The 23,560-nt window shown below is 63.9% G+C and carries 20 protein-coding genes; 12 read left to right on the top strand and 8 right to left on the bottom strand.

The window, feature by feature from the left end; all coding sequences use genetic code 11:
- The first annotated feature begins 3 nt into the window (after window positions 1–3).
- From WH265_RS00885 to WH265_RS00855, 7 genes are all read left to right on the top strand, one after another.
- Complete coding sequence (locus WH265_RS00885; RefSeq protein ID WP_021026059.1) at window positions 4–228, top strand: hypothetical protein; 225 nt, start codon at window positions 4–6, stop codon at window positions 226–228.
- Window positions 225–677, top strand: coding sequence for a GNAT family N-acetyltransferase (locus WH265_RS00880; RefSeq protein ID WP_339557041.1), 453 nt, complete (start codon window positions 225–227; stop codon window positions 675–677). The genes WH265_RS00885 and WH265_RS00880 overlap by 4 nt, the downstream gene beginning before the upstream one ends.
- Window positions 678–768: 91 nt before the next feature.
- On the top strand, window positions 769–1,806 hold the full coding sequence (gene meaB, locus WH265_RS00875; protein WP_339557040.1) for a methylmalonyl Co-A mutase-associated GTPase MeaB: 1,038 nt from the start codon (window positions 769–771) through the stop codon (window positions 1,804–1,806).
- Window positions 1,807–1,866: 60 nt separating this feature from the next.
- The gene (locus WH265_RS00870; RefSeq protein WP_021026063.1) at window positions 1,867–3,399 is read left to right on the top strand and encodes an acyl-CoA carboxylase subunit beta; all 1,533 of its coding nucleotides are present in this window, start codon (window positions 1,867–1,869) and stop codon (window positions 3,397–3,399) included.
- Between the two features lie 432 nt (window positions 3,400–3,831).
- Window positions 3,832–4,824: a hypothetical protein gene (locus WH265_RS00865; protein WP_339557039.1), complete on the top strand. Its 993-nt coding sequence runs from the start codon at window positions 3,832–3,834 to the stop codon at window positions 4,822–4,824.
- Window positions 4,825–4,874: 50 nt separating this feature from the next.
- Window positions 4,875–6,923, top strand: coding sequence for an acetyl/propionyl/methylcrotonyl-CoA carboxylase subunit alpha (locus WH265_RS00860; RefSeq protein ID WP_339557038.1), 2,049 nt, complete (start codon window positions 4,875–4,877; stop codon window positions 6,921–6,923).
- An 84-nt stretch (window positions 6,924–7,007) separates the two neighbouring features.
- Window positions 7,008–7,778, top strand: coding sequence for a YdcF family protein (locus tag WH265_RS00855; RefSeq protein WP_339557037.1), 771 nt, complete (start codon window positions 7,008–7,010; stop codon window positions 7,776–7,778).
- A gap of 25 nt (window positions 7,779–7,803) precedes the next feature.
- Here WH265_RS00855 and WH265_RS00850 read toward each other — a convergent pair whose 3' ends face one another.
- Window positions 7,804–8,883, bottom strand: coding sequence for a LacI family DNA-binding transcriptional regulator (locus tag WH265_RS00850; RefSeq protein ID WP_445228471.1), 1,080 nt, complete (start codon window positions 8,881–8,883; stop codon window positions 7,804–7,806).
- A 184-nt stretch (window positions 8,884–9,067) separates the two neighbouring features.
- Between WH265_RS00850 and WH265_RS00845 the strand changes: the two genes are divergently transcribed.
- From WH265_RS00845 to eda, 3 genes are all read left to right on the top strand, one after another.
- Complete coding sequence (locus tag WH265_RS00845; RefSeq protein WP_339557036.1) at window positions 9,068–9,601, top strand: gluconokinase; 534 nt, start codon at window positions 9,068–9,070, stop codon at window positions 9,599–9,601.
- 106 nt (window positions 9,602–9,707) lie between these two features.
- Window positions 9,708–11,555, top strand: a complete 1,848-nt coding sequence (gene edd, locus WH265_RS00840) for a phosphogluconate dehydratase (RefSeq protein ID WP_339518226.1) — start codon at window positions 9,708–9,710, stop codon at window positions 11,553–11,555.
- The gene (gene eda, locus WH265_RS00835) at window positions 11,540–12,181 is read left to right on the top strand and encodes a bifunctional 4-hydroxy-2-oxoglutarate aldolase/2-dehydro-3-deoxy-phosphogluconate aldolase (RefSeq protein ID WP_339557035.1); all 642 of its coding nucleotides are present in this window, start codon (window positions 11,540–11,542) and stop codon (window positions 12,179–12,181) included. Before edd ends, eda begins: the two co-directional genes overlap by 16 nt.
- 305 nt (window positions 12,182–12,486) lie before the next feature.
- Here eda and WH265_RS00830 read toward each other — a convergent pair whose 3' ends face one another.
- Window positions 12,487–12,756 (bottom strand): DNA-directed RNA polymerase subunit alpha C-terminal domain-containing protein, encoded by a 270-nt coding sequence (locus WH265_RS00830; protein WP_021028115.1) that lies wholly within the window; start codon window positions 12,754–12,756, stop codon window positions 12,487–12,489.
- Window positions 12,757–13,328: 572 nt separating this feature from the next.
- Here WH265_RS00830 and WH265_RS00825 point away from each other — a divergent pair.
- A complete protein-coding gene (locus WH265_RS00825; protein ID WP_339535373.1) occupies window positions 13,329–15,053 on the top strand; it encodes a diguanylate cyclase domain-containing protein in 1,725 nt (574 codons plus the stop codon).
- A gap of 92 nt (window positions 15,054–15,145) precedes the next feature.
- Here the strand turns inward: WH265_RS00825 and gloA are convergent, their stop codons facing one another.
- The 6 genes from gloA to WH265_RS00795 all read right to left on the bottom strand — a co-directional run bounded on the left by gloA (window position 15,146) and on the right by WH265_RS00795 (window position 19,688).
- On the bottom strand, window positions 15,146–15,559 hold the full coding sequence (gloA, locus tag WH265_RS00820; RefSeq protein ID WP_339518178.1) for a lactoylglutathione lyase: 414 nt from the start codon (window positions 15,557–15,559) through the stop codon (window positions 15,146–15,148).
- Window positions 15,560–15,736: 177 nt separating this feature from the next.
- The gene (locus WH265_RS00815) at window positions 15,737–16,522 is read right to left on the bottom strand and encodes a peptidylprolyl isomerase (protein ID WP_021028112.1); all 786 of its coding nucleotides are present in this window, start codon (window positions 16,520–16,522) and stop codon (window positions 15,737–15,739) included.
- 47 nt (window positions 16,523–16,569) lie between these two features.
- Window positions 16,570–16,854, bottom strand: a complete 285-nt coding sequence (locus tag WH265_RS00810; RefSeq protein WP_021028111.1) for a BolA family protein — start codon at window positions 16,852–16,854, stop codon at window positions 16,570–16,572.
- Between the two features lie 67 nt (window positions 16,855–16,921).
- Window positions 16,922–17,467 carry a septation protein A gene (locus WH265_RS00805; protein ID WP_021028110.1) on the bottom strand — a complete coding sequence of 182 codons (546 nt, stop codon included), beginning with the start codon at window positions 17,465–17,467 and terminating at the stop codon, window positions 16,922–16,924.
- A gap of 272 nt (window positions 17,468–17,739) precedes the next feature.
- Entirely contained in the window at window positions 17,740–18,150 is a 411-nt protein-coding gene (msrB, locus tag WH265_RS00800; RefSeq protein WP_339557034.1) for a peptide-methionine (R)-S-oxide reductase MsrB, read from the bottom strand.
- Complete coding sequence (locus WH265_RS00795) at window positions 18,147–19,688, bottom strand: protein adenylyltransferase SelO (RefSeq protein ID WP_339557033.1); 1,542 nt, start codon at window positions 19,686–19,688, stop codon at window positions 18,147–18,149. The genes msrB and WH265_RS00795 overlap by 4 nt, the downstream gene beginning before the upstream one ends.
- Window positions 19,689–20,029: 341 nt before the next feature.
- Here WH265_RS00795 and smc point away from each other — a divergent pair, with 341 nt between their 5' ends.
- Window positions 20,030–23,557: a chromosome segregation protein SMC gene (gene smc, locus WH265_RS00790; protein WP_312989988.1), complete on the top strand. Its 3,528-nt coding sequence runs from the start codon at window positions 20,030–20,032 to the stop codon at window positions 23,555–23,557.
- The last annotated feature ends 3 nt before the right edge of the window (window positions 23,558–23,560 follow it).

The following is a 23,560-nucleotide window of genomic DNA, read 5'->3' as shown; positions in this document are numbered from 1 at the left end:
GGTATGGGCAAGGGCAAACAAGCGCCTTTCTGGCAAGACTATGTGAAGGCTCTTGTCATGATGTTCGTGGAGCCTGTCCTTGGCATTCTGTATCTGTACTTGTTGTACCGGGTGCTCACTTTGCCAGCTTGGGGCCAGGTTGTCGTCGGGCTGGGCGTGTGGGTTGCACTGGGTTATGGTGGCTACTTGCTACACCAAAAGATGAAGAAAGGCTTGGAGAAAGCATGAATCTCTCCTTTGCCCCGGTTGCCGACAGTGATTTTGAAGCGCTGTTTGCGCTGCGCGTGGCCGCGATGCGCCCGAGCCTGGAGCGGCTGGGCATCTTCAACCTGGACCATGCCCGCAAGCGTTTTGAACGCCAGTTTGCGCCGCAGTACATGCGGCATATCTGTGTGGACGATGGCGCAGGCTCGCAGCGCGTCGGGCTGCTGACGGTCGTGCCCTATGAAGATGGCCCGCTCAAGCTCCAGCATCTCTATCTGCTGCCGGCCTGGCACAACCGCCGCATTGGCGACTGGGCCCTGCAGCAGGTGCAAGCCCAAGCGCGGCAAGAGGGCCGGGCGGTGTGGCTGGAGGTGCTGAACCAAAGCGATGCGATCCGGTTTTATGAGCGCCATGGCTTTGTGCAGACGGGCGGCGATCCGATTGACCTGTTGTACCAGTGGACCCCGGCGTAGAGGTAGTGGATATGGAGTTGGCGATACAAATGATGGCGGCAGGCGCCCCTGTGGCAGGGGCACTGTGGCAGTGTTTTGACAGGGCGGCGGCATGAGTAGCGATGTTGCCGAGCGCGTTGCCGCCATTACGCAAGGGGACAACCCGGCGCTGCAGCGGCGCGCGATGGCCAAGGCCATCACCTTGCTGGAATCGACCCGCGCCGACCACCGCGCGCTGGGTGATGCGCTGCTGACGGCGCTGCTGCCGCATACCGGCAAGTCTTTTCGCCTCGGCATCAGCGGTGTGCCCGGCGTGGGCAAGTCCACCTTTATTGAAACCCTCGGCCTGTATTTGATTGGCAAGGGTCTGCGCGTGGCCGTTCTGGCGATTGACCCGTCGTCCACCGTGTCAGGCGGCTCCATCCTGGGCGACAAGACGCGCATGGAGCAGCTGTCGATGCGCAGCGAAGCCTATATCCGGCCCAGCCCGTCGAGCGGCACCCTGGGGGGGGTGGCAGAGAAGACGCGCGAGGCGGTGCTGGTCTGCGAAGCGGCGGGCTACGACGTGGTGATGGTCGAGACCGTGGGTGTCGGCCAGAGCGAGATAGCGGTGCATGGCATGACCGACATGTTCTGCGTGCTGCAGCTGCCCAATGCCGGCGATGACCTGCAGGCCATCAAAAAAGGCGTGATGGAGCTCGCTGACCTGGTGGTCATCAACAAGGCCGATATCGACCCGAATGCCGCCACCCGTGCGCAGGCGCAGATCACCTCCAGCCTGCGCCTGCTGGGCATGCATGGCAGCCATGACCATGCGGCGCGCGGCGCGCTCTGGCAGCCCCGGGTGATACAGATCAGCGCGCTGCTGGGCGATGGCGTGGAGGCCTTTTGGGATGCGGTCAGCAGCTTCCGCCAGATGCAGACCAGCAATGGCTGCCTGGCACAGCGGCGCGAGAAGCAATCGCTCGCCTGGATGTGGGAGCGCATTGACCATGGGCTCAAGCTGGCGTTTCGCAGCCACCCTGCCGTGCGCGATATGCTGCCTGCTGTGCAGCAGCAAGTCGCTTCGGGCCAGTTGGCGGCATCGACAGCGGCCAGAAACCTGCTGCAGGCGCAAAGCAGTGCGGCGATGATTCACAAAGCGGATTGAGCCGGGCGGCGAGCCCCGATCAAGACAGAGAGACAACCTAGCAAGCTTCAAGGATGGAACATGCAAGATATCTTGGAACAACTGGAGAAAAAGCGTGAACTCGCCCGCCTGGGCGGCGGGCAAAAGCGCATCGATGCACAGCACAAGAAGGGCAAGCTCACGGCGCGCGAGCGCATCGAGCTGCTGCTCGACGACGGCACCTTCGAAGAGTGGGACATGTTTGTCGAGCACCGCTGCACCGACTTTGGCATGGAAGAGACCAAGATCCCGGGCGACGGTGTGGTCACCGGCTACGGCATGATCAATGGCCGCCTGGTCTTTGTCTTCAGCCAGGATTTCACCGTGTTTGGCGGCGCGCTGTCTGAGACGCATGCCGAGAAGATCTGCAAGGTGATGGACCAGGCGATGAAGGTGGGCGCGCCGGTCATCGGCCTCAACGATTCGGGCGGCGCCCGTATCCAGGAAGGCGTGGCGTCGCTGGGCGGCTACGCCGACGTGTTCCAGAAGAATGTGCTGGCCTCGGGCGTTGTGCCGCAGATCTCGATGATCATGGGCCCTTGCGCCGGTGGCGCGGTCTACTCGCCGGCGATGACCGACTTTATCTTCATGGTCAAGGATTCGAGCTACATGTTCGTCACCGGCCCCGAAGTGGTCAAGACCGTGACGCATGAGCAGGTCACGGCCGAAGAGCTGGGCGGCGCCGTCACCCACACCAGCAAGAGTGGCGTGGCCGACATGGCCTTTGACAACGATGTCGAGGCGCTGATGATGCTGCGCCGCCTCTACAACTACCTGCCGCTCAACAACCGCGAAAAGGCGCCGGTGCGGGCGACGACCGACCCGGTCAGCCGCGCCGACATGTCGCTCGACACCCTGGTGCCCGAGAACCCGAACAAGCCCTACGACATGAAGGAGCTGATCATCAAGACCGTGGATGACGGCGATTTCTTTGAACTGCAGCCCGAGTACGCGAAGAACATCCTGATCGGCTTTGCGCGCATGGCCGGCCAGACCGTCGGCATTGTGGCCAACCAGCCGCTGGTGCTGGCCGGGTGCCTGGATATCAAGAGCTCCATCAAGGCCGCCCGCTTTGTGCGCTTTTGCGATGCATTCAACATCCCCGTGGTCACCTTTGTCGATGTGCCCGGTTTCATGCCCGGCACCAGCCAGGAGTACGGCGGCATCATCAAGCATGGCGCCAAGCTGCTCTATGCGTACGCGGAATGCACGGTGCCAAAAATCACCGTCATCACCCGCAAGGCCTATGGCGGTGCCTATGACGTGATGGCCTCCAAGCACCTGCGCGGCGATGTGAACCTGGCCTGGCCGCAGGCAGAAATCGCGGTGATGGGCGCCAAGGGCGCTGTCGAGATCATCTTCCGCGAAGACAAGAACGACCCGGACAAGCTCTCCAAGCGCGAGGCCGAATACAAGACCCGTTTTGCCAACCCCTTTGTCGCTGGCGCCCGGGGCTTTATCGACGATGTGATCCTGCCGCACGAGACGCGCAAGCGCATCTGCCGCAGCCTGGAGATGCTCAAGAACAAGCAGCTTGAGAACCCCTGGCGCAAGCACGGCAATATCCCGCTCTAAACGCTGCAGGCCCGGATGCGCTCCACCTTTGTCCCACCCCGCATGGCCGCAAGACGGCGGGCGCAGCACCTGCTGGCGCAGCGCTGGCTGGCGCAGCGCCTGCTGTGCGCAGCCATGGCCGGCATGGGTGTGGCTGCTGGCGCGCAAACCCAGCCTGGCATGCCGGCAGCGCCGGGCAGCAGCTGTGGGGGGGGGCGGGGGGGGGCCCCGGGCCGCCGCGCGGGGAAAGGGGTGGGGTAAGACGGGGGGGGGGGGGAACCGCCAGTGCCAGGCGCGGGCCGGCGGGCGGGGGGGGCGCCGCGCGTGGTGGGCGCAGCCTGGGCGGGCTGGGGGGGGGCGGCGGGCGCGAAACCCCCGCCGGGCTGGCGGGCCGCGCGGGGCTGCTGGTGTGGGGCGCGCTGGGGCGCGCCACTGGCCCAGTCCTGGCAATACGTGTTCTCGTACCAGGGTGGCTGTGAAAACGGCCTGGCCCAGGGCGAGGGCCGGGCGCAGTGGCTGCCGCGCAGCGATGCCGGGGCGGCGCCCATTGTCTGGCAGGGCCGCTTTGACCGGGGCATTTTCCTCAGCCGCCCGGCCGTGCGCGCCGCCAGGCCCTTGGCCGACAGCCAGGTGCTGCTCGATCTGGGCCCCTTGGCAGACAGCGAAGGCAAGGGCGGGCGCCTCTGGGTGCAGGCGGCATTGGACGGCAACACACCGGCCGATGCCTGCGCACCGATGGCGCTGCATGTGCTGGTCGATATCCATTCGCCGCTGGGCTCCGAGCAGGTGGCGCGGCAATGGCTGCAGGCGGCCTTGCAGCACTGGCAGCGTGCCTGCCCGGCTGCCGCGCAGAACCTGGTGCGGCTGATGCTCTACCAGGGCTTTGAGCTGGCGGCGGATGCCGATGGCCATCTGCCCGCGCCGGTGGTGCGGGCCACGGCTTCGCTGCAGGGGCGCGAGCTGCTGTTCCAGCAGTACAGCAACAACGCAGCGGCCCAGCAGCAGCACAATGCCGGTCAGCCCGAGCAGCAGCGCGAATACAGCGCCAACGCCCAGCGTCTGCAGGCGATGGTGCGCCAGTACCAGGCACGGCGCGTGGTGGACCTGCCGACCTTGGACAAAAACCTGGTGGGCTTGCGCGGCCAGGTGGTGCTGGTGGGCGTGCGGCCCGAGCGCATCCTCTCGCGCCGGCTGGCAACGGTGCGCACCGCGCACCGTGAAGGCTGGGACAGCACGGCAGCCGTGGTCGAAGGCCCTGAGATTGCCCGCTGGAGCAAGGACAGCCGCCTGCTGGCGGTGAAAGTGCAGGGGCGCTCGACCGATGTGCGCACGCAGGACCAGGTAATGCTGCAATTGCTCGGCAGTGTGCGCTGCAGCGAGATCGATTGCGAAGACTATTTGCTCATGCCCGGCGGGCAATGGGCGCATGACAAGGCGCTGCCGTAAGCACGGCAGCATGGTGGCCAACCGAAAGATTCAACCAAGAGACGACAACCATGTTCAGCAAAATCCTGATTGCCAATCGCGGCGAGATTGCATGCCGCGTGATCGCCACGGCCCGAACCATGGGCATCCAGACCGTTGCGGTCTACTCCGATGCGGACAAGGAAGCGCGCCATGTGAAGCTGGCCGATGAGGCCGTGCATATTGGCGCAGCGCCCAGCCGCGAGTCCTATCTGCTGGCCGACCGCATCATCGATGCGGCGCGCAAGACCGGCGCGCAGGCCATCCATCCGGGCTATGGTTTCCTGTCCGAGAACGAGGCCTTTGCCAAGCGCTGCGAAGACGAGGGCATTGCCTTTATCGGCCCCAAGGCGCATTCGATTGCTGCGATGGGCGACAAGATCGCCTCCAAGAAGCTCGCGAACGAAGCCCAGGTCAACACCATCCCCGGCTACAACGATGCCATCGAGAACGCGGAAAAAGCGGTGGGCATTGCCCAGGGCATTGGCTACCCGGTGATGATCAAGGCATCGGCCGGTGGCGGCGGCAAGGGCCTGCGCGTGGCCTACAACGACAAGGAAGCGCTCGAGGGCTTTACCGCCTGCCAGAACGAGGCGCGCAACAGCTTTGGCGATGACCGGATCTTTATCGAGAAGTTCGTGCAGGAGCCGCGCCATATCGAGATCCAGATCCTGGGCGACAGCCACGGCAATGTGGTCTACCTCAACGAGCGCGAATGCTCGATCCAGCGCCGCCACCAGAAGGTGATCGAAGAGGCACCATCGCCCTTCATCAGCGATGCCACGCGCAAGGCCATGGGCGAGCAGGCCGTGGCGCTGGCCAAGGCCGTGCAGTACCAGAGCGCCGGCACGGTGGAGTTTGTCGTCGGCAAGGACCAGGACTTCTACTTTCTGGAAATGAACACCCGCCTGCAGGTGGAGCACCCGGTGACCGAATGCATCACCGGCCTCGATCTGGTCGAGCAGATGATCCGCGTGGCCGCGGGCGAGAAGCTGTCCTTCAGCCAGGCTGATGTGAAGCGCGATGGCTGGGCGATCGAATGCCGCATCAATGCCGAAGACCCGTTCCGCAACTTCCTGCCATCGACCGGCCGCCTGGTGCGCTTTGAGCCGCCCAAGCAGACCATGTGGCAGGCCGATACCGCCCATTTGCAGGGCGTGCGTGTCGATACCGGTGTGTACGAGGGCGGCGAGATTCCCATGTACTACGACTCGATGATTGCCAAGCTGATCGTGCATGGCAAGGACCGCAACGAGGCGATTGCCAAGATGCGCGAGGCGCTCAACGGTTTTGCGATCCGCGGCATCAGCTCGAACATTCCTTTCCAGGCCGCGCTGCTGGCCCACCCCCAATTTGTCTCGGGCCAGTTCAACACCGGCTTTATCGCCGAGCACTATGGTCAGGGCTTCCATGCCGAGGATGTACCGCACGAGGACACGGATTTTCTGGTGGCGCTGGCGATGTTCCGCAACCGCCGCTACCGCGCGCGCGCCTCCACCATCAGCGGCCAGATGCTGGGCCACCAGCTGCGTGTGGGCCACAGCTACACGGCGGTGGTGCTGGGCGCCGAAGGCCAGCACAGCTTTGTCTCGGCCGAAGTGACCGATTTTGACGACGAAGCCCGCGTCTGCAAGGTCAGCATTGGCGACAAGATCTACCAGTTCAGCAGTGAAGCGGTGCTGCGCGATGTCGTCACCCACGGCACTTGCAACGGCCAGCCTTTTACCGCGCAGATCGAGCGCGGCACGGCCAAGAACCCGCTGGCCTTGCGCGTGATCCACAATGGCACGCAGCGCGACATCCTGGTGCTGTCGCAACGCGGCGCCGAGCTCTACCAGCTGATGCCCTACAAGGCGCCACCGGATCTGTCCAAGTTCCTGCTCTCGCCCATGCCCGGCCTGCTCGTCGATGTGGCGGTGCAGCCCGGCCAGAAGGTGCAGGCAGGCGAGAAGCTGGCCGTCATTGAAGCGATGAAGATGGAGAACATCCTGTTTGCCACGCAAGACGGCGTGGTGAGCAAGGTGAGTGCCGCGAAGGGCAATTCGCTCGCGGTGGACGATATCATTCTGGAATTTGAATGATCTGACTGCTTGGCGATGACGCAGACCCGCTGCCCCGCAGCGGGTTTTTTTGTGCAGGAGCGAAGCGTGTACGAGAGGATGGGAATGCAACGAGCTTTGTTGGCCGTGGCCGCGCTGATGCTGCTGGGGCTGGGTACCGTGCCCTTGGCGGCCGGGCACTTGCACCTGGGGGTGCTGGTGCCGGTAGGGCTGGGCCTGGCGGGAGGCTATCTGGTTTGGCGCTGGCCGGCGGTGCAGTCCTGGCGCGCCGCAGCGCCTTGGCGCCGCGCTGTGTGGCGCGCTGCCTGGCTGGGTTTGGCCTTGTGGGTCGCCAGCGTGGGCTGGCTCTGGCAGCGCATTGCCGGCCTGGGGCAGATGCCCGCGACCACGCCGCAGGTGGCCGCGATTGTGGTGCTGGGCAGCGGCACGCAAGACGGCAAGCCGCGCCCGGCGCTGGCGATGCGGCTCGATACCGCTGCGCAGCTCGTGGCCTTGCAGCCCCAGGCGGTGCTGGCAGTGACCGGTGGGGTGGACTTTGGGCAGGACGAGAGCGAGGGCGCCATCATGGCGCGCTACCTGGCGCAGAGCCACGGGCTGGACCCCGCCACGATGGTGGTCGAAGAGCGCAGTACCAGCACCGTGCTGAACCTGGAATGGACCGGCCCGATGCTGCAGCAGCGCGGGGTGGATCTGGCGCAGCCGATTGCGATTGTCAGCAGTGATTTTCACCTCTGGCGCGCGCTGCAGATTGCCCGCAGCCAGGGCTTTAGCCATCCGATTGGCGTGGCGGCCCCCACACCGTTGCTGACCCGGTTCAATGTCTGGCTGCGCGAGTATTTTGCGGTGGCCAGCAGCTGGGCTTTGGGCGAGTGGTAGAGGTGTAAGCCCTTTGAACAGGTTCTTAGGTGCTGGCGCGCCGCACCAGGTGGTAGCCCAGATCCAGCCGGTTCTGTGCCACCGGCTGGTCTTGCAGCAGCTGCAGCAGCATGGTGGCGGCCTCGGCGCCAATGGCGCTACGGGGTGTGTGGATGGTGGTCAGCGGCGGCACCATCTGCGCGCTGCCGGGCAGGTCGTTGAAACCGGCAATTGCGATTTGTGTGGGCACGGCCAGGCCCAGGCGGTTGGCGGCCAGCAGCGCGCCCTGGGCCAGGTCATCGTTGCAGAAAAATACGGCATCCACGCCACCGCCGAGCTGCAGCGCCTGATCGAGCAACTGTGCACCCAGGGCCAGCGACGAGCGCTCGGGGCTCAGAATCTCCAGACCCGGATCGGCCAGGCCCACGCGCTGCAAGGTCTGGCGGTAGCCCTGCAGCCGCTGCATGACGCGGGCATCGAGCTGGGCGCCGCAAAAGGCGATACGGCGGTAGCCTTGGGCCAGCAGGTGTTCCGTCATCGCCGCCCCGGCATCCAGCTGCGAAAAGCCCACGCTGTGCAGCTGGGCCGCTGCGCTGTCAGGGTGTAGCTCCATCAAATGCACGCAGGCCGTGCCACTGGCTGCCAGCAGCTGGGCGCTGCCGGCGCTGCGCTCGTAACCGGTCAGCATCAGGCCCGCAGGCCGCATCGGCAGGTAGGCGCGCAGCAGCTGCTCTTCCTCGGCTGCGCTGTAGTGCGACACCCCAATGAGCAGGTGGTAGCCGGCGGCAAACAGCACCTTGTGGGCCGCTTCGATCAGGTCGACAAACAAGGTGTTGCTGAGCAGCGGCACGATGACCAGTACCTGGTTGCTTTTCTGCGAGGCCAGCGCACGCGCGGCCGGGTCGGGCACATAGCCCAGGCGCAAAGCCACCTCGCGCACCTTGTCGGCCAGCGCAGCGGCCACCCGGCGCTCGCCGCGCAGCGCGCGGGATACCGTCATGGGGCTGACCCCTGCGGCATCGGCCACATCCTGCAAGGTGACACGCCCGCTGGCACGCGAGCGGCGGCTGTTGGGCTCGGCAGCCGGCGCGGGCAAAGGCGGGGAAGGGGGCAGGGGCAAGCGCATCTCCGGTCGGTTCAGCAAGCAATATCCGGTATGATAGCGCTATCCCAACATGCTTGGGAAGGAAGGCGGTGCCTGCAGGCGTGGCGAGAACAAGACTGATGGTTTGAATCGGCTTGCTCAAACTACGTTGTCTAAGGGCAGTGCTTATTTTTTACCTGTATTGGATAGCGCTAACCCAATGACCATGTCCTCTAGTGATTCTTCGCGTCGGCGTCCTGTAGCGTTGGTGGTGATGGGGGTGTCGGGATGCGGCAAATCCAGCGCCGGTGAAGCCATTGCGCTGCACCTGGGTTGGCGCCTGGTCGAAGGCGACAGCTACCATGCGGCCGAAAGTGTGGCCAAGATGCAGGCGGGCATTGCACTGACCGATGCCGACCGCGCTGGCTGGCTGCAACGCCTGGCGCAGTTGCTGGCCGAAGCGAATGATGGCCAGGGGGTGGTGCTGACCTGCTCGGCGCTCAAGCGCCAGTACCGCGAGCTGTTGCGCGCCTCCCAAAGCCGGCTCGGCTTTGTGTTTCTGAATCTCAGCTACGACACGGCGCTGGCGCGGGTGCAGCAGCGTGCGGGGCATTTTTTCTCGCCCGAGTTGGTGGCCAACCAGTTTGCCACCTTGGAAGACCCGCGCGATGAGCCCCAGGTGCTGACCGTGGATGCCGATACCCCGCTGGACCGCATTGCCCAGCAGGTGCAGCAGTGGCTGGATGCTCAGCAGCCTTGAGCGCTGACAAAGCATAGTGCCAGCGCTGCATGCGGCTGCTGTGCTATAAAAATTACATAAATAAAGGGGAAGCTACGGCCTTCCCATGATGCAAAGGACTCCCATGATGCAGATCCACCCGGTTCTTCAAGCGGTCACTGACCGCATCCGCGCCAAGAGCGCTGCCACGCGCAGCGACTATCTGGCCCAGGTTGACGCCATGGCCCAGCGCCCGCCGCAGATGCGCTCGATGGGCTGCGCCAATGTGGCGCATGCGGTGGCCGGCGTGCCGGTCAATGACAAGCTGCGCATTGTCGAGGTCAAGGGCCCGAACGTGGGTATTGTCACGGCCTATAACGATGTGCTCTCGGCCCATGCGCCGCTGCAGCGCTACCCCGATATCCTGAAGGACGAGGCGCGCAAGCATGGCGCGACCGCGCAGGTGGCGGGTGGTGTGCCTGCGATGTGCGATGGCGTGACCCAGGGTATGCCGGGCATGGAGCTGAGCCTGTTCAGCCGCGATGCGATTGCGATGGGCACCGCCGTGGCGCTGACCCATGACACCTTTGATGCGGCGCTGATGCTGGGCGTCTGCGACAAGATCGTGCCGGGCCTCTTGATTGGCGCGCTGCATTTTGGCCATCTGCCGATGGTGTTTGTGCCCGCCGGGCCGATGACCTCGGGCCTGTCCAACAACGACAAGGCCAAGGTGCGCGAGCTGGCCGCCCAAGGCCTGGTCGGCCGCGAAAAGCTGCTCGAAGCCGAGATGGCCGCCTACCATGATGCGGGCACCTGCACCTTCTACGGCACGGCCAACAGCAACCAGATGCTGCTCGAAGCCATGGGCCTGCATGTGCCGGGCAATGCCTTTATCAACCCGGGAGATGGCGCGCGTGAACTGCTGACCCGCGAAGCCATGCGTACCGTGCTGGGCATCACCGCTGGCAAGCGCTTTGCGCCGATTGGCCGCGTGGTCGACGAGCGTTGCATTGTCAACGCGATGGTGGCCTTGCTGGCAACGGGTGGCTCGACCAACCACCTGATCCACTGGGTGGCGGTGGCGCGTGCTGCCGGTATCGTCATCGACTGGAATGATTTTGAGCAGCTGTCCTCGGTCGTGCCCTTGCTGGCGCGCGTCTACCCCAATGGGGCGGCGGACGTGAACCAGTTCCAGGCGGCAGGCGGCCCGGGCTATGTGATTGGCCAGCTGCTGGCTGCAGGCCTGATGCATGGGGATGTGCTGACCGTGCGCCCCGAGGGCCTGGCGGCTTACGCCACGGTGCCGCGTGTGGAGGCGGGCCAGCTGGTCTGGCAGGCGGCCACCGAATCGGGTGACGACAGCGTGCTGCGCCCGGTGAGCGCGCCTTTCAGCCCTACCGGTGGCCTCAAGCTGCTGACCGGCAACCTCGGCCGCAGTGTGATCAAGGTCAGCGCCGTGCCGCTTGACCGCCATGTGCTGCGCGCGCCGGCCTGGGTGTTTGACTCGCAAGATGCGCTGCAGGAGGCCTTCAAATCGGGCGCGCTGGAGCAGGCCTGCCAGACCAATGGGCACAACGGCGTGGTCTGCGTGGTGCGCTGGCAGGGCCCGCAGGCCAACGGCATGCCCGAGCTGCACAAGCTCACGCCACCCTTGGCCGTGCTGCAAGGCAAGGGCTACCAGGTGGCGCTGGTGACCGATGGCCGCATGAGCGGCGCCTCGGGCAAGGTGCCCGCTGCGATCCATGTGTCGCCTGAAGCACTGGCCGGTGGCCCCTTGGCCAAAATTGAGAGCGGCGATATGGTGCTGTTGGATGCTGAAACCGGTATCATGCAGGCCGAAGTGGATGCCGCCGTTTGGGAGGCACGCCCACTGGCCACGATACCGGCCGAGCAGCTGCGCGCCAATGGCCGTGGTCTGGGCCGAGAACTGTTTGCCGGATTCCGGCGCAATGCGCTGAGCGCAGAAGAAGGAGCCTGCACATGGCTGAGCAACTGACCGCCTTATCGATCATGCAAGACGCACCGGTGATCCCGGTGATCGTGCTGCGCGACGTCAACCACGCCGTGTCCATGGCCAAGGCCCTGGTCGCTGGCGGTATCCGGGTGCTGGAAGTGACCTTGCGCACGCCCCAGGGCCTGGCCGCCATCGAAGCGATTGCCAAGTCCGTGCCGGAGGCGATCGTGGGTGCGGGTACCGTGCGCAATGCCGCCGATGCGCGTGCCGCAGCGGCGGCAGGGGCCCGCTTTGCGGTCAGCCCTGGCTACACCACGAGCGTGGGTGAAGCCTGCCGCGACGCGCGCTTGCCACTGCTGCCCGGCGTGGCAACCAGCAGCGAAATCATGCAGGCGCAGCAAGACGGCTTCAATGAGCTGAAGTTCTTCCCCGCGCTGCAAGCCGGTGGTATCAACATGCTCAAGGCCTGGCAGGGCCCCTTCGCCGAAGTGCGCTTTTGCCCCACCGGGGGTATCACGACGGCCAATGCGGCAGAGTTTCTGGCGCTGAAGAACGTCGTCTGTGTCGGAGGCTCCTGGCTGGTGCCCACCGACACCCTGGAGCGCGGTGACTGGGAACACATCACCTTGCTGGCCCGCGAGGCCGCTGCCTTGCCACGCAAGGCCTGACACCACCGCCATCAGAGCAATTCCAGGCGGCCATCCATGCCGCCTGCTGGCTGCGTTCCATACCGCATCCCCATTAGCGGGATGAACATTGATCCATAGGCCATGCTGCTGCGGTTGCTCCATGCAATGCGCCGCAGCGCTGCACCTGGGCGTTAGTGCGCAGCGCCGGGCATGGTGTTTATGCCACGGGGCCGGGCACAGGCCTTGCGAGCACATGCCAGCAGGCATGCAGTGCTGGCTTGTATGGTGGCCGCTAAAAGCAGGGGATTGGGCAGAGGAGCAGGGCGGTGCCTGGGGGCGCGCCTTTAGTCCTTGGACTGCGCCTGCTCAGCATGCGGCTGGTTGGCTGCGTCTTCCGTCCAGGCCTTGTAGCGGCCCGAATGCGGCTGGAACTGCTGCCCGGGGAACAGCGTCCGCTCGATATCGCGCAGCACTGTCATCCCCACACCATTGAGCTTGAGCAAGCGCTCGGGATACGCTTCAACCACCTGATCCACCGTGGTGATCGCATGTCGCCCCAAGCTGTTGAGGGTTCTGCGAGAGAGCCTTTTGTTCAGAAGCAGTTCAGTAGCCATGGGATCATCAATCTATAAACAAAGCGGCAACGTCTGTCGTTGGCGTCAAGACTGAGGGCCGCGTCCCGTTTCGCTGGGAGTGGCTATGCCCCAAGCCTGCGCCGGTGCGGACAGGAGTGGATACAAATCATGCTAAATCGCATTTTGTTATTCACTGATTCTATCAGCTTATAGCTAATTTGTAACTCAATGATGGATCATTTCCGCCGATGCAGGATTGATTTATGCCGGATTAATGTAATTAAATGTATTTGGTTGGTTATACTGGGGCGGTCCGGAGAGGGTATCGGCTGCTTTTCTCCCAGGCGCTATTCTCCTCCTAAAAAAAGAATCTCCAGAGCAACTATCCTTTGACCAATCAGAGGGTAATCGCTGGATCTGTCGCCTGGGCTGCAGAAAAAATTCCAGCGATGGCTTGGGGTTGCCGTGGCAACATCGCGCTGTCAAGTTGAGTTATTACACAGGTCTATCGCGCTATGTAATTCATAAAAACGGTTAAAGTAAGAATTAACTGACAGTATCTATACCAATACCTGCCCAACGCGCCATCAAAGCCTTCTCCATGCCTGGTTATGCCCGTCCGTAAAGCCTCGTCGCTGACGATCACCCTGATTTTGCCCTTTGTGATGCTGATTGCATTGCTGACCGGGGTGCTCGGCGTGCTGTGGTACTGGACGGGCAGCAAGACGGTATCGATGTTGTCGCAGCAGCTGATGGTGGAGATGGCCGAGCGCATCAGCCAGGCGGTGGACCGGCACATCTTCAGCTCGCGCTCCATCATCGAGGCGAGCTTTCCGGCGGGCCTGCAGGCCCCCGAACGCATCGAGGACGACATGCCGGCGCTGCGCACCCGCCTGTGGGCTGCCACATCGCTGACGCAGCGCCAGGGCGACTATGTCTTCTACGGCAACCGCCATGGGCAAGGCATCGGCCTGCTGCGCAGCAATGAAACCCAGGCGGAACTGCGCATCAAGCTGAACGCGCAGGATGTGCGCAGCATCTACCTGCTGCCAGGCATCCAGGCCGAGCCGATCTTCCTGTCCAAGGAATCCAATCTGTTTGATCCGCGCACGCGTCCCTGGTACCGGCTGGCGCAGGGCGTTGTCGGCCATATCTGGACACCGGTCTATATCGACTTCAATGCCAAGGACCTGGTGATGACGCGGGCGCGCCGGGTGTTTGGTGCGGATGGCCAGCCCACGGGTGTGGTGGCGACCGATGTCTTTCTGAATGAGCTGCGGCTTTTTGTCGACGGCCTGCATTTGTCAGAGGGTGCCGAGGCTTTCATCATGGAGCCCAATGGCGACCTGATTGCCGGCACGCGCATGGACAATATCCGCTTGAACGGCGAGCAGCCGCCCAGCCGGGTCAACGCCGCCAGCGCCGGCAACCCCTTGCTCAAGGTGGTGTACCGGCAGCTGGTGCACGAGTTTTCGCAGTCCAACGAGGTGGCACGCACGGCGCTGATCTTTGATGCCAAGAACCATGCGATCGAGGTGGCCTACCGCCGCGTGACCGATGAGGCGGGCCTGAACTGGCTGGCCGTGGTGGCCGTGCCGCACCAGCAGATGCTGGCCGGCATCCGTGCCCATGTGGTGCTGGTGGTGGCCTTGGGTCTGCTGGCCCTGGGTATTGCTCTGGCACTGGGTTTGCGCATCTTTGGCGGCCTGGCCAAGGACATGCGCTCGCTCACCTATGCGGTACGCCGCGTGGGGCAGGGCGAGATCGATGTGCCCATTGGCGTCGAGCGCAATGACGAGATTGGCGAGCTGGCCAGCAATGTCCACCATATGCGGCATCGCTTGTTTACCGATGCGCTGACCGGCGCTGCCAACCGCAGCGCGCTGAACCATATTCTGGAGACCTTGACCCGGCCGAACGCGCCCAAGCAGGCGGTGTTTGCCATTCTCTTTATCGACCTCAACCAGTTCAAGCCGCTCAACGACCGATGGGGCCATGAAAACGGCGATCTGGCCTTGATCGAGGTGGTGCAGCGCCTCAAGGAAGTGCTGCGCAGCAATGATGTGCTGATTCGCCTGGGCGGAGACGAGTTTGTTGCGGTGCTGCAAGGCATCCACAGCGATGAGCAGATCCAGGTGGTGAAAGCCAAGATCCTGGAGGTTCTCGCCCCTGCGTTGCAGTCGCTCAAGGGCTTGCCTGAGGGCGAGGTCGTTCATCTGGGCGCCTCCATTGGCCAGGCGATTTATCCGATCGATGGGGCCGATCCGCAAAGCCTGCTTAAGCATGCCGATCTGGACATGTACAAGAACAAGCAGCACAACGGCCATAGCCGCTGATCGGCCCGATCGCGCTTCGAATGCAAAAAAGCCAGGCAGGTGCCTGGCTTTTAGGATGTAGCGGGCGTTACTGACAGACGCCCAGGCCGGTATTAACGCAGGCCGCCGCCGGCGCTGCTTTCGGCGCGTTGGATGAGTTCAATCTTGTAGCCATCAGGATCGGTCACAAAAGCGATCACCGTGGTGCCGCCCTTTACCGGGCCGGCTTCGCGGGTGACATTGCCGCCATTGGCCTTGATCTTTTCGCAGGCAGCGTAAGCATCGGGCACGCCCAGGGCGATATGGCCATAGGCGGTGCCCAGGTCATAGCTCTCGGTGCCCCAGTTGTAGGTCAGCTCGATCTCGGCCTGGCCAGGGTTGCCGTCTTCGTAGCCGACAAAGGCGAGCGAATACTTGTACTCGGGGTTTTCCGAGGTGCGCAGCAGGCGCATGCCCAGCACCTGGGTGTAGAAATCGATGGAGCGCTGGAGATTGCCAACGCGCAGCATGGTGTGCAAAAGACGCATGGGGTTTTCTTTCTTGTAAAGGCAGCGGCAGCGCAGGGCTGCCGCAAGGAAGAAGGCCGACCTTCAGGGGCCAGCCAGAGCCATCCGAGTGTAGCGCCGCACAGTGGCAGGCTGCAGCCCACAAAGCACAACCCCTGCACGGGGCAGGGGTTGCAAGTACAAGCGAGGTGGCGAGAATTACTCGACCTTGGCCTTTTCACGCAGCTCTTGCTGGTACTTCTGGATTTGTTGCTGGCGCAGTTGCTGCTCGATCTGGGGCTTGACTTCGTCAAACTTGGGCAGTTGCGCTTCGCGCACATCGTCCACACGGATGATGTGGTAGCCGAACTGGGTCTTGACCGGGGTATCGGTCATCTGGCCCTTCTTCAGCTTGGTCATCGCTTCGGAGAACTCAGGCACGTAGTTGGCAGCATTGCCCCAGTCCAGATCGCCACCGCGCTGGCCCGATCCAGGATCCTTGGACTCCTTCTTGGCCAGGTCTTCGAACTTGGCACCCTTCTTGATTTGGGCGATCAGGGCCTTGGCCTTGTCTTCGCTGTCCACCAGGATGTGGAAGGCGTGGTATTCCTTGCCTTGGTTGGTCGCGACGAACTTGTCGTACTCGGCCTTGGCAGCCGCGTCAGAGATGGGGTGCGCCTTTTCGTAGGCGGCAAACAGCTCCTGGGTCAGGATGCCTTGGCGCGCCAGCTCGACCTGGCCCTTGAAGGACTCGGTCGCGTCCAGGCCTTGGGCCTTGGCAGCCTGGGCATAGATTTCGCGCTCAATGATGGCTTCCTTGATCTGGCCTTCTTGCTCGGCGCTCACCGGGCGACCGCTGCGCTCCATTTGTTCCTTGAAGGTCTGCAGCAGGGACGAGGGCACTGGCTTGCCATTGACGATGCCAATGTTTTGGGCCACTGCAGGCAGCGCGGCTGAACCAAGCAGGGCAGCTGCAACCAGACCGGACAAGAGCTGTTTTTTCATGCGAAATCCAAATTGTTTATCTATGAAGGAAATATACACCAGTGATTTCATTGTTTTGGTGTATGCAGGACTTCAATGGCAAGGGCATGTAAACCCGCGTCAATGAATGCTTGGAGCGCATCATACACAAGCCGATGCTGGGCTATGCGTGATGTGCCAGTAAATAAGGGTGAAGCGATGCGCAGCCGGAAATGGGTGCCAAATCCGCTGCCATTGGCGCCCACATGGCCGGCGTGCAGACCGCTTTCGTCGATCACTTCCAACTGGGTGGGCGAGAGTTTGTCGCGCAGCACCGCTTCAATGGCGGTGGCGGTAATGTCCTGGGCTTGCATAGAGAAAAGGGGAGTAGCGCGGTCTGGCGGGGAGCCTGACTGAGAGGCAGCAGGCTCAGGCCGCAGATCAGGGTTGGTCTTCCGGGTTGTGCTGGATGTGGCGGCTCAGGTACATGGCCTGGCCCAGCACAAAGACCAGCATCAGGCCCAGGCCGCCGAACATCTTGAAAGTGACCCAGGTGTCCAGATCAAACTGGTAGGCGACCCAGATATTGACGATGCCCATAATGGTAAAAAAGATCGCCCAGCTGTAATTGACCGTGTTCCAGACGGGCTGGGGCAGCTGCACTTGCGCCGACATCAGCTTTTGCATCAGGTTCTTGTTGAAGAACCACTGGCCGCCCAGCAGCACGGCCGCCATCACCCAGTACAGCACGGTGGGCTTCCACTTGATGAAAGACTCGTCGTGGAAAAGCAGGGTCGCGCCGCCAAACACCACGATCACGCCCAGGCTGATCCATTGCATGGGTTCCACCTTGCCGACCTTGAAGCGCAGGTAGGCGATTTGCGCAATGGTCGCCACAATGGCCACCCCGGTGGCCACAAACACGCCCCAGACCTTGAACGCTGCGAAAAACAGCAGGATGGGGAAAAAATCAATCAAAAATTTCATATCAGGCGATGCGGGCTGTGCACGGCATGGCTCAAAAGCCGGAGCGCGGTGCGGACAAGAGAGCAGGGCTTTGGGTGCTTGTGTGTGGTTGAAGAGCGCGTCTGCAGGCAAGCCGCCAATGATACGCGAGCTATTTTGCGGCCAGCTTAAGCCGGGCTGAAGTGCTCGCCTTGGCTTGCCGGGGTGTCAGAGCGCGGGCGGCAGCCAAAGTTCCGCGCCGCGCTTGCCCCCGGCCTGTCATGGCAGGGGCAAGCCTGGCATTGAACAGGTTCTTAGTCCTGCTTTTCAAAGTCCAGCGCAGCCGAGTTCATGCAGTAGCGCAGGCCGGAGGGCTGGGGGCCGTCCGGGAACACATGGCCCAGGTGGGCCCCGCACTGGGCGCAGACCGTCTCCACCCGCACCATGCCATGGCTGCGGTCCACGTTTTCCTGGATCGCGCCGGGAACGGCTTCGGAGAAGCTCGGCCAGCCGCAGCCCGCGTCAAACTTGGTGTCGCTGTCAAACAGCTTGGCGCCGCAGCAGATGCAGTGGTAGCTGCCATCGGCCCAGTGGGCCTCGTACTTGCCGGTAAAAGGGCGTTCGGTGGCGGCATGCCGGGTGACCTGGTAGGCCACCGATTCGGCTTGCTTGGATGCGAGTTCGGCCTGCCATTGGGCATCCGATTTTTGGACGGGAAAGCTCATGATGAACAGCTGATTTCAATATGTTGCGCCCAGTCGGGCGGGAGGGCGGCCAGGTCTTCGCAGCCGGGATGCTCTGCATATGGTGTTGCGAGCACGGTTTGCAAGCGGGCAAACGGTGCCCAGTCGCCCAGCTGGGCGGCGGTGATGGCTTGCTGGCCCAGGTGGTTGCGCAGCACATAGCGCGGGTTGGCGGCAAACATGCGCGCAGCGGTGGCTGCTGCGTCGCCGGGCTGCAGCAACGCCTGGTACTGCTCGCGCCAGGTCTCAAAGGCCGCATCGCCATTGAACCATGGGGCCAGCGCCGGCAGGCGGTCATCGGCCACCGCTTGCGACAGCGCACGCCAGAACAGGCTGTAGTCGGTGCGGTGCTGCTGCATCAGGGCGAGCAAGGGGTTGACGACAGCGGCCACCGCTTCGGGCGCGGTGCTGCGCGCAGGATCGAGGCCCAGCTTGGCGCCCAGCGCCCGCTGCATCGCAGGCTCCAGCGCGGTTTTGTAGCGCTCCAGCGCGGCCAGGGTGGTGGCCTCGTCTTCAATCAGCGGCAGCAGAGCCTGGCCCAGACAGAACAGGTTCCAGTAGGCCACCTGCGGCTGGCGGGCAAAGGCATAGCGGCCACCGGTATCGCTGTGGTTGCAGATATGGTTGGCGTCGTAGTGGTCCAGAAACTGGAAGGGGCCGTAGTCGATGGTCAGGCCCAGAATGCTCATATTGTCGGTGTTCATCACGCCATGGCAAAAGCCATGGGCCTGCCACAGCGCAATCATGCGCGCGGTGCGCTCGGCCACCTCGGCCAAAAACGCGGCATAGCGCTCTGCGCTGCCGCTGGCGTGTTGGGCAACAGCTGGCATGTAGCGCTCGGCCACATAGTCCGCCAGCTTGCGCAGGCTGTCCTGGTCATCACGGGCGGCAAAATGCTCAAAATGGCCAAAGCGCACAAAGCTGGGCGCCACGCGGGCGACAACGGCAGCGGTCTCCACCGTCTCGCGGTAGATGGGCTGCGGGGAGGTGACCAGCGACAGCGCACGCGTGGTGGGCACGCCCAGGCCGTGCATCGCCTCGCTGCACAGGTATTCGCGGATGGACGAGCGCAGCACCGCGCGCCCATCGCCCATGCGGGAATAGGGCGTCTTGCCTGCGCCTTTGAGCTGCAGCTCCAGGCCCTCGGGGGCAGTCGCCGATCGGATTTCGCCCAGCAAAATGGCCCGGCCGTCGCCCAACTGGCCTGCCCAGTGGCCAAACTGGTGGCCGCTGTAGACACTGGCCAGCGCATCCATGCCCGGTAGCAGCGCATTGCCGCCCAGCACCTGGGTCGCCTCGCTGCTGGCCAGCCATTCGGGGCGCAGCCCCATGTCCTGGGCCAGTGCCTCATTGCGCGCATGCATGGCCAGCTGCGGCATCGGCGTGGGTTGCAGCCGGGTGTAGAAGACTGGCGGCAGGCTGGCAAAACCGTTGTGCCACTGGGCGCCGGGCTGCAGGGCAGGGGCTGCTTCGCTCGGGGTGGATGCGGTGGCAGCAGTAGCCGCCGGGCGCTTAGACATGCTTGAATCCATGCAGCCATTGTCTGCCTTGCGGCTTTCCCTGCGTGGCCCTGTGTCTATACCGCAAGTCTGGCCCCGCAGGGCGCAGCGCAGCGGCGGCGCAACATTATTTGACCCTGCCCAGGGCGCAAAACCGCAGCAGCAGGCGCTTTTGTCCCTGGTGGGCCAGGAGGGCCGGTTATTATGTCGGCCTGAGTTCTACCGCTTGCTTCATCAGAAGAGATCCCTGGGCCCTCGGGCACCTGCCGGCCATGCCGGGCCAGCTCCACCTTGCGTGGCCCGGCCCGCTTGCGACAGCGCCAGGCAGGTGATCGCCGCCCATCCAAGAGAAAACGAGCACTGTGCGCCTCAATTCCATCAAGCTTGCTGGCTTCAAATCGTTTGCGGAGCCCACCAATTTCATGCTGCCAGGGCAACTGGTGGGCGTGGTCGGCCCCAATGGCTGCGGCAAGTCCAACATCATGGATGCGGTGCGCTGGGTGCTGGGCGAATCCAAGGCGAGCGAGCTGCGTGGCGAGTCCATGCAGGATGTGATCTTCAACGGCACCACGCACCGCAAGCCCGCCAGCCGCTCCAGCGTGGAGCTGGTGTTCGACAACAGCGACCACCGCGCCGGCGGCCAGTGGAGCCAGTACACCGAAATAGCGGTCAAGCGCGTGCTCACGCGCGACGGCAGCAGCAGCTACTTCATCAACAACATGCCGGTGCGCCGGCGCGATGTGCAGGACGTGTTTCTGGGCACGGGCCTGGGCCCACGTGCCTACGCCATCATCGGCCAGGGCACCATCAGCCGCATCATCGAGTCGCGCCCCGAAGAGCTGCGCCTGTTCCTTGAAGAGGCCGCTGGCGTCTCCAAGTACAAGGAGCGCCGCCGCGAGACCGAAAACCGCCTCAACGACACGCGCGAGAACCTGACCCGGGTCGAGGACATCCTGCGCGAGCTCAATGCCAACCTCGACAAGCTGGAAAAGCAGGCCGAGGTGGCGGCCAAGTACAACGCGCTCAATGCCAGCGCCACCTTGAAGCAGCACCAGCTGTGGTTCCTGAAACGCAGTGATGCCGAGCAGGAGCAGGAGAAGGTGCGCATCGATGGCCTCAAGGCCGTCAATGACCTGGAGTCGCGCCTGGCCGATCTGCGCCATGTCGAGGCGGATCTGGAGACCATCCGCCAGTCGCACTATGCTGCAGGCGATATCGTCAACCAGGCGCAGGGCAAGCTCTACGAGGCCACGGCCGAAGTCGGCCGGCTCGAAGCGGAAATCCGCTATGTGGTTGAAGGCCGCCAGCGCGTGGAAAACCGCCTGGTGCAGCTGGCCGAGCAGATTGCGCAGTGGACCATTCGCAAGGACGAATCCGAGGCCGAGCTGGAGAACCTGGCCGGCCAGGGCATGGATGCCGAGGAGCGCGCCGAGATGCTGGCCGCTCAGCTTGAAGAGCAAAACCTGCAGCTGCCCGATATGGAAGAGGCGCTGCGCCTGGCCCAGCAGCGCGCCAATGAGCAGCGCAGCTCCGTCACCCAGGTGCAGCAGCAGATCCAGGTGCTGGCCGCTGAGCAGCGCAGCCTGAACGAACAAAGCCGTGGCCTGGAAGTGCGCAGCGAACGATTGCGCAGCGACCGCAATGCGATGGCCGCGCCCGACGAGACCCGTCTGCTCAACCTGCAGCAGCAAAACGAGGAAGCGGCCGAGGCCGCCGAGATTGCCGAGGGGCGCCTGCTGGAGCTGCAGGACAGCGTGCCCCAGCTCGATGAAGCGCGGCGCAGCAAGCAGCAGCAGGTCAACCAGGAAGGCGCCAAGCAGGCCGATCTGTCGGCGCGGCTCGAGGCCCTCAAGGCCTTGCAGGAAAAGGTCAAGACCGATGGCAAGCTGCAGCCCTGGCTGGCCAAGCATGGGCTCGATGGCTTGCAGGGCCTGTGGAGCCGCATCCAGGTCGAACCCGGTTGGGAAAACGCCCTTGAAGCGGCACTGCGCGAGCGCCTGGCCGCGCTGGAAGTCAGCCGCCTCGACATGGTGCGCGGCTTTTTGGGCGCAGGTGCCCAGGATGCGCCACCCGCCCGCCTGGCTTTCTACAGCGTGCCCCAAGCACCGGCCGCAGCTCCTGCTGGCAAACTCGCGCAGCTGTCCGATTTGCTGCGTGTCCATGATGCCGGCCTGCGCGCCGTGCTGGTCGACTGGCTCTGCGGCTGCTACACCTGCCCCAGCCTGGACGAGGCACTGGCCCAGCGCAGCCGCCTGCAGGCGGGTGAAACCATTTTTGTGCCAACCGGCCATTCGGTGAGCCTGCACAGCGTGAGCTTTTATGCGCAGGACTCCGAGCAGTCGGGCATGCTGGCCCGGGCCCAGGAAATCGAACATCTGGAAAAGGAGCTGCGCGCCCAATCGCTGATTGGCGAAGAGGCGCGCAATGCGCTGGTGCGTGCCGAGAGCGCCTATGCCGATGCCTCGCAGCGCCTGGTGGCCGTGCGCGCCGAGGCTGCGCAAACCCGCAACCGCGCCCATGAGCTGCAGGTCGAGACCTTGCGCCTGACCCAGCTGGCCGAGCAGGCCCGCGCCCGCACCGCGCAGATCGACACCGACCTGGGTGAAGTGGTGCAGCAGCTCGAAGAGATCCAGGAGCGCCGGATTGCGGCTGAGGCCCGCTTTGAAGAGCTGGACATGCAGCTGGCCGACAGCCAGGAGCGCCATGCCCAGCTCGATGAGACCGTCTATGAGTCCGAGCGCAAGCTTGCCAGCGCCCGCGAGCAGCTGCGTGCACTGGAGCGCCAGTCGCAGGAAGCGGTGTTTGGCCAGCGCAGCATGGAAGCGCGCCGCGCCGAGCTCAACCGCACGATGGAAACGGCGTTGCAGCAGGCCAAGGCCCTGGGCGATGAACAGCTGCGCGCGCAAGAGGAGCAAAAGCGCCTGAACGACGCGGCGGCGCAAGGCGGCCTGCAAGATGCGCTGAACCTGAAGATGGAGCGCGAGAAGGACCTGGCTGCGCGCCGCAGCGAGTACGACGACCTGACCGCCCGGCTGCGCAGCAGCGATGAGCGCCGCCAGCAGTTTGAGCGCGAGCTGCAGCCGCTGCGCGACCGCATCACCGAGTTCAAGCTCAAGGAGCAGGCCGCGCAACTGGGCCTGGAGCAGTACACGACCTTGCTGCAGGAAGCCCAGGCTGATCTGGAGGTCATCGCCGCCTCGGTCAAGGACGGCCAGGTGCGCCTGACCGGTCTGCAGGGCGAAATCGACCGCCTGCACCGCGAGATTGAAGCGCTGGGCGCCGTCAATCTGGCTGCGCTCGATGAACTCAACCACGCCCGCGAGCGCAAGACCTTCCTCGACTCGCAGATGGACGACCTGACCCAGGCCATGACAACCCTGGAAGACGCGATCAAGAAGATCGATGCCGAAACCCGGCAGTTGCTCTCGGGCACGTTTGACACCGTCAACAGCCATTTCGGCCGCATGTTCCCCGAGCTCTTTGGCGGCGGCCAGGCCAAGCTGATCATCACCGGCGACGAGATTCTGGACTCGGGCGTGCAGGTGATGGCCCAGCCGCCGGGCAAGAAGAACCAGACCATCCATCTGCTGTCGGGCGGCGAGAAGGCGCTGACCGCGATTGCGCTGGTGTTTGCGATCTTCCAGCTGAACCCGGCGCCGTTCTGTCTGCTCGATGAGGTGGACGCGCCGCTCGACGATGCCAATACCGAGCGCTATGCCAAGCTGGTGGCCTCGATGAGCCGCAGCACGCAGTTCCTCTTCATCAGCCACAACAAGATCGCGATGGAGATCGCCCAGCAGCTGATTGGTGTGACAATGCAGGAGCAGGGCGTCTCGCGCATTGTGGCCGTGGATATGGAATCTGCCTTGTCGATGGCCGATTCGGCGTGAAAG

Source organism: Comamonas sp. MYb396 (assembly GCF_037479555.1).
Lineage (GTDB): Bacteria > Pseudomonadota > Gammaproteobacteria > Burkholderiales > Burkholderiaceae_C > Comamonas.
This window is presented reverse-complemented; position numbering and strand designations above follow the sequence as displayed.

Bases quoted from the DNA above. Each gene is read 5' to 3' on its own strand.
- WH265_RS00885 (WP_021026059.1), top strand. From the start codon at position 4: ATGGGCAAGGGCAAACAAGCGCCTTTCTGGCAAGACTATGTGAAGGCT.
- WH265_RS00880 (WP_339557041.1), top strand. From the start codon at position 225: ATGAATCTCTCCTTTGCCCCGGTTGCCGACAGTGATTTTGAAGCGCTG.
- meaB (WP_339557040.1), top strand. From the start codon at position 769: ATGAGTAGCGATGTTGCCGAGCGCGTTGCCGCCATTACGCAAGGGGAC.
- WH265_RS00870 (WP_021026063.1), top strand. From the start codon at position 1,867: ATGCAAGATATCTTGGAACAACTGGAGAAAAAGCGTGAACTCGCCCGC.
- WH265_RS00860 (WP_339557038.1), top strand. From the start codon at position 4,875: ATGTTCAGCAAAATCCTGATTGCCAATCGCGGCGAGATTGCATGCCGC.
- WH265_RS00855 (WP_339557037.1), top strand. From the start codon at position 7,008: ATGCAACGAGCTTTGTTGGCCGTGGCCGCGCTGATGCTGCTGGGGCTG.
- WH265_RS00850 (WP_445228471.1), bottom strand. From the start codon at position 8,883: ATGCGCTTGCCCCTGCCCCCTTCCCCGCCTTTGCCCGCGCCGGCTGCC.
- WH265_RS00845 (WP_339557036.1), top strand. From the start codon at position 9,068: ATGTCCTCTAGTGATTCTTCGCGTCGGCGTCCTGTAGCGTTGGTGGTG.
- edd (WP_339518226.1), top strand. From the start codon at position 9,708: ATGCAGATCCACCCGGTTCTTCAAGCGGTCACTGACCGCATCCGCGCC.
- eda (WP_339557035.1), top strand. From the start codon at position 11,540: ATGGCTGAGCAACTGACCGCCTTATCGATCATGCAAGACGCACCGGTG.
- WH265_RS00830 (WP_021028115.1), bottom strand. From the start codon at position 12,756: ATGGCTACTGAACTGCTTCTGAACAAAAGGCTCTCTCGCAGAACCCTC.
- WH265_RS00825 (WP_339535373.1), top strand. From the start codon at position 13,329: ATGCCCGTCCGTAAAGCCTCGTCGCTGACGATCACCCTGATTTTGCCC.
- gloA (WP_339518178.1), bottom strand. From the start codon at position 15,559: ATGCGTCTTTTGCACACCATGCTGCGCGTTGGCAATCTCCAGCGCTCC.
- WH265_RS00815 (WP_021028112.1), bottom strand. From the start codon at position 16,522: ATGAAAAAACAGCTCTTGTCCGGTCTGGTTGCAGCTGCCCTGCTTGGT.
- WH265_RS00810 (WP_021028111.1), bottom strand. From the start codon at position 16,854: ATGCAAGCCCAGGACATTACCGCCACCGCCATTGAAGCGGTGCTGCGC.
- WH265_RS00805 (WP_021028110.1), bottom strand. From the start codon at position 17,467: ATGAAATTTTTGATTGATTTTTTCCCCATCCTGCTGTTTTTCGCAGCG.
- msrB (WP_339557034.1), bottom strand. From the start codon at position 18,150: ATGAGCTTTCCCGTCCAAAAATCGGATGCCCAATGGCAGGCCGAACTC.
- WH265_RS00795 (WP_339557033.1), bottom strand. From the start codon at position 19,688: ATGTCTAAGCGCCCGGCGGCTACTGCTGCCACCGCATCCACCCCGAGC.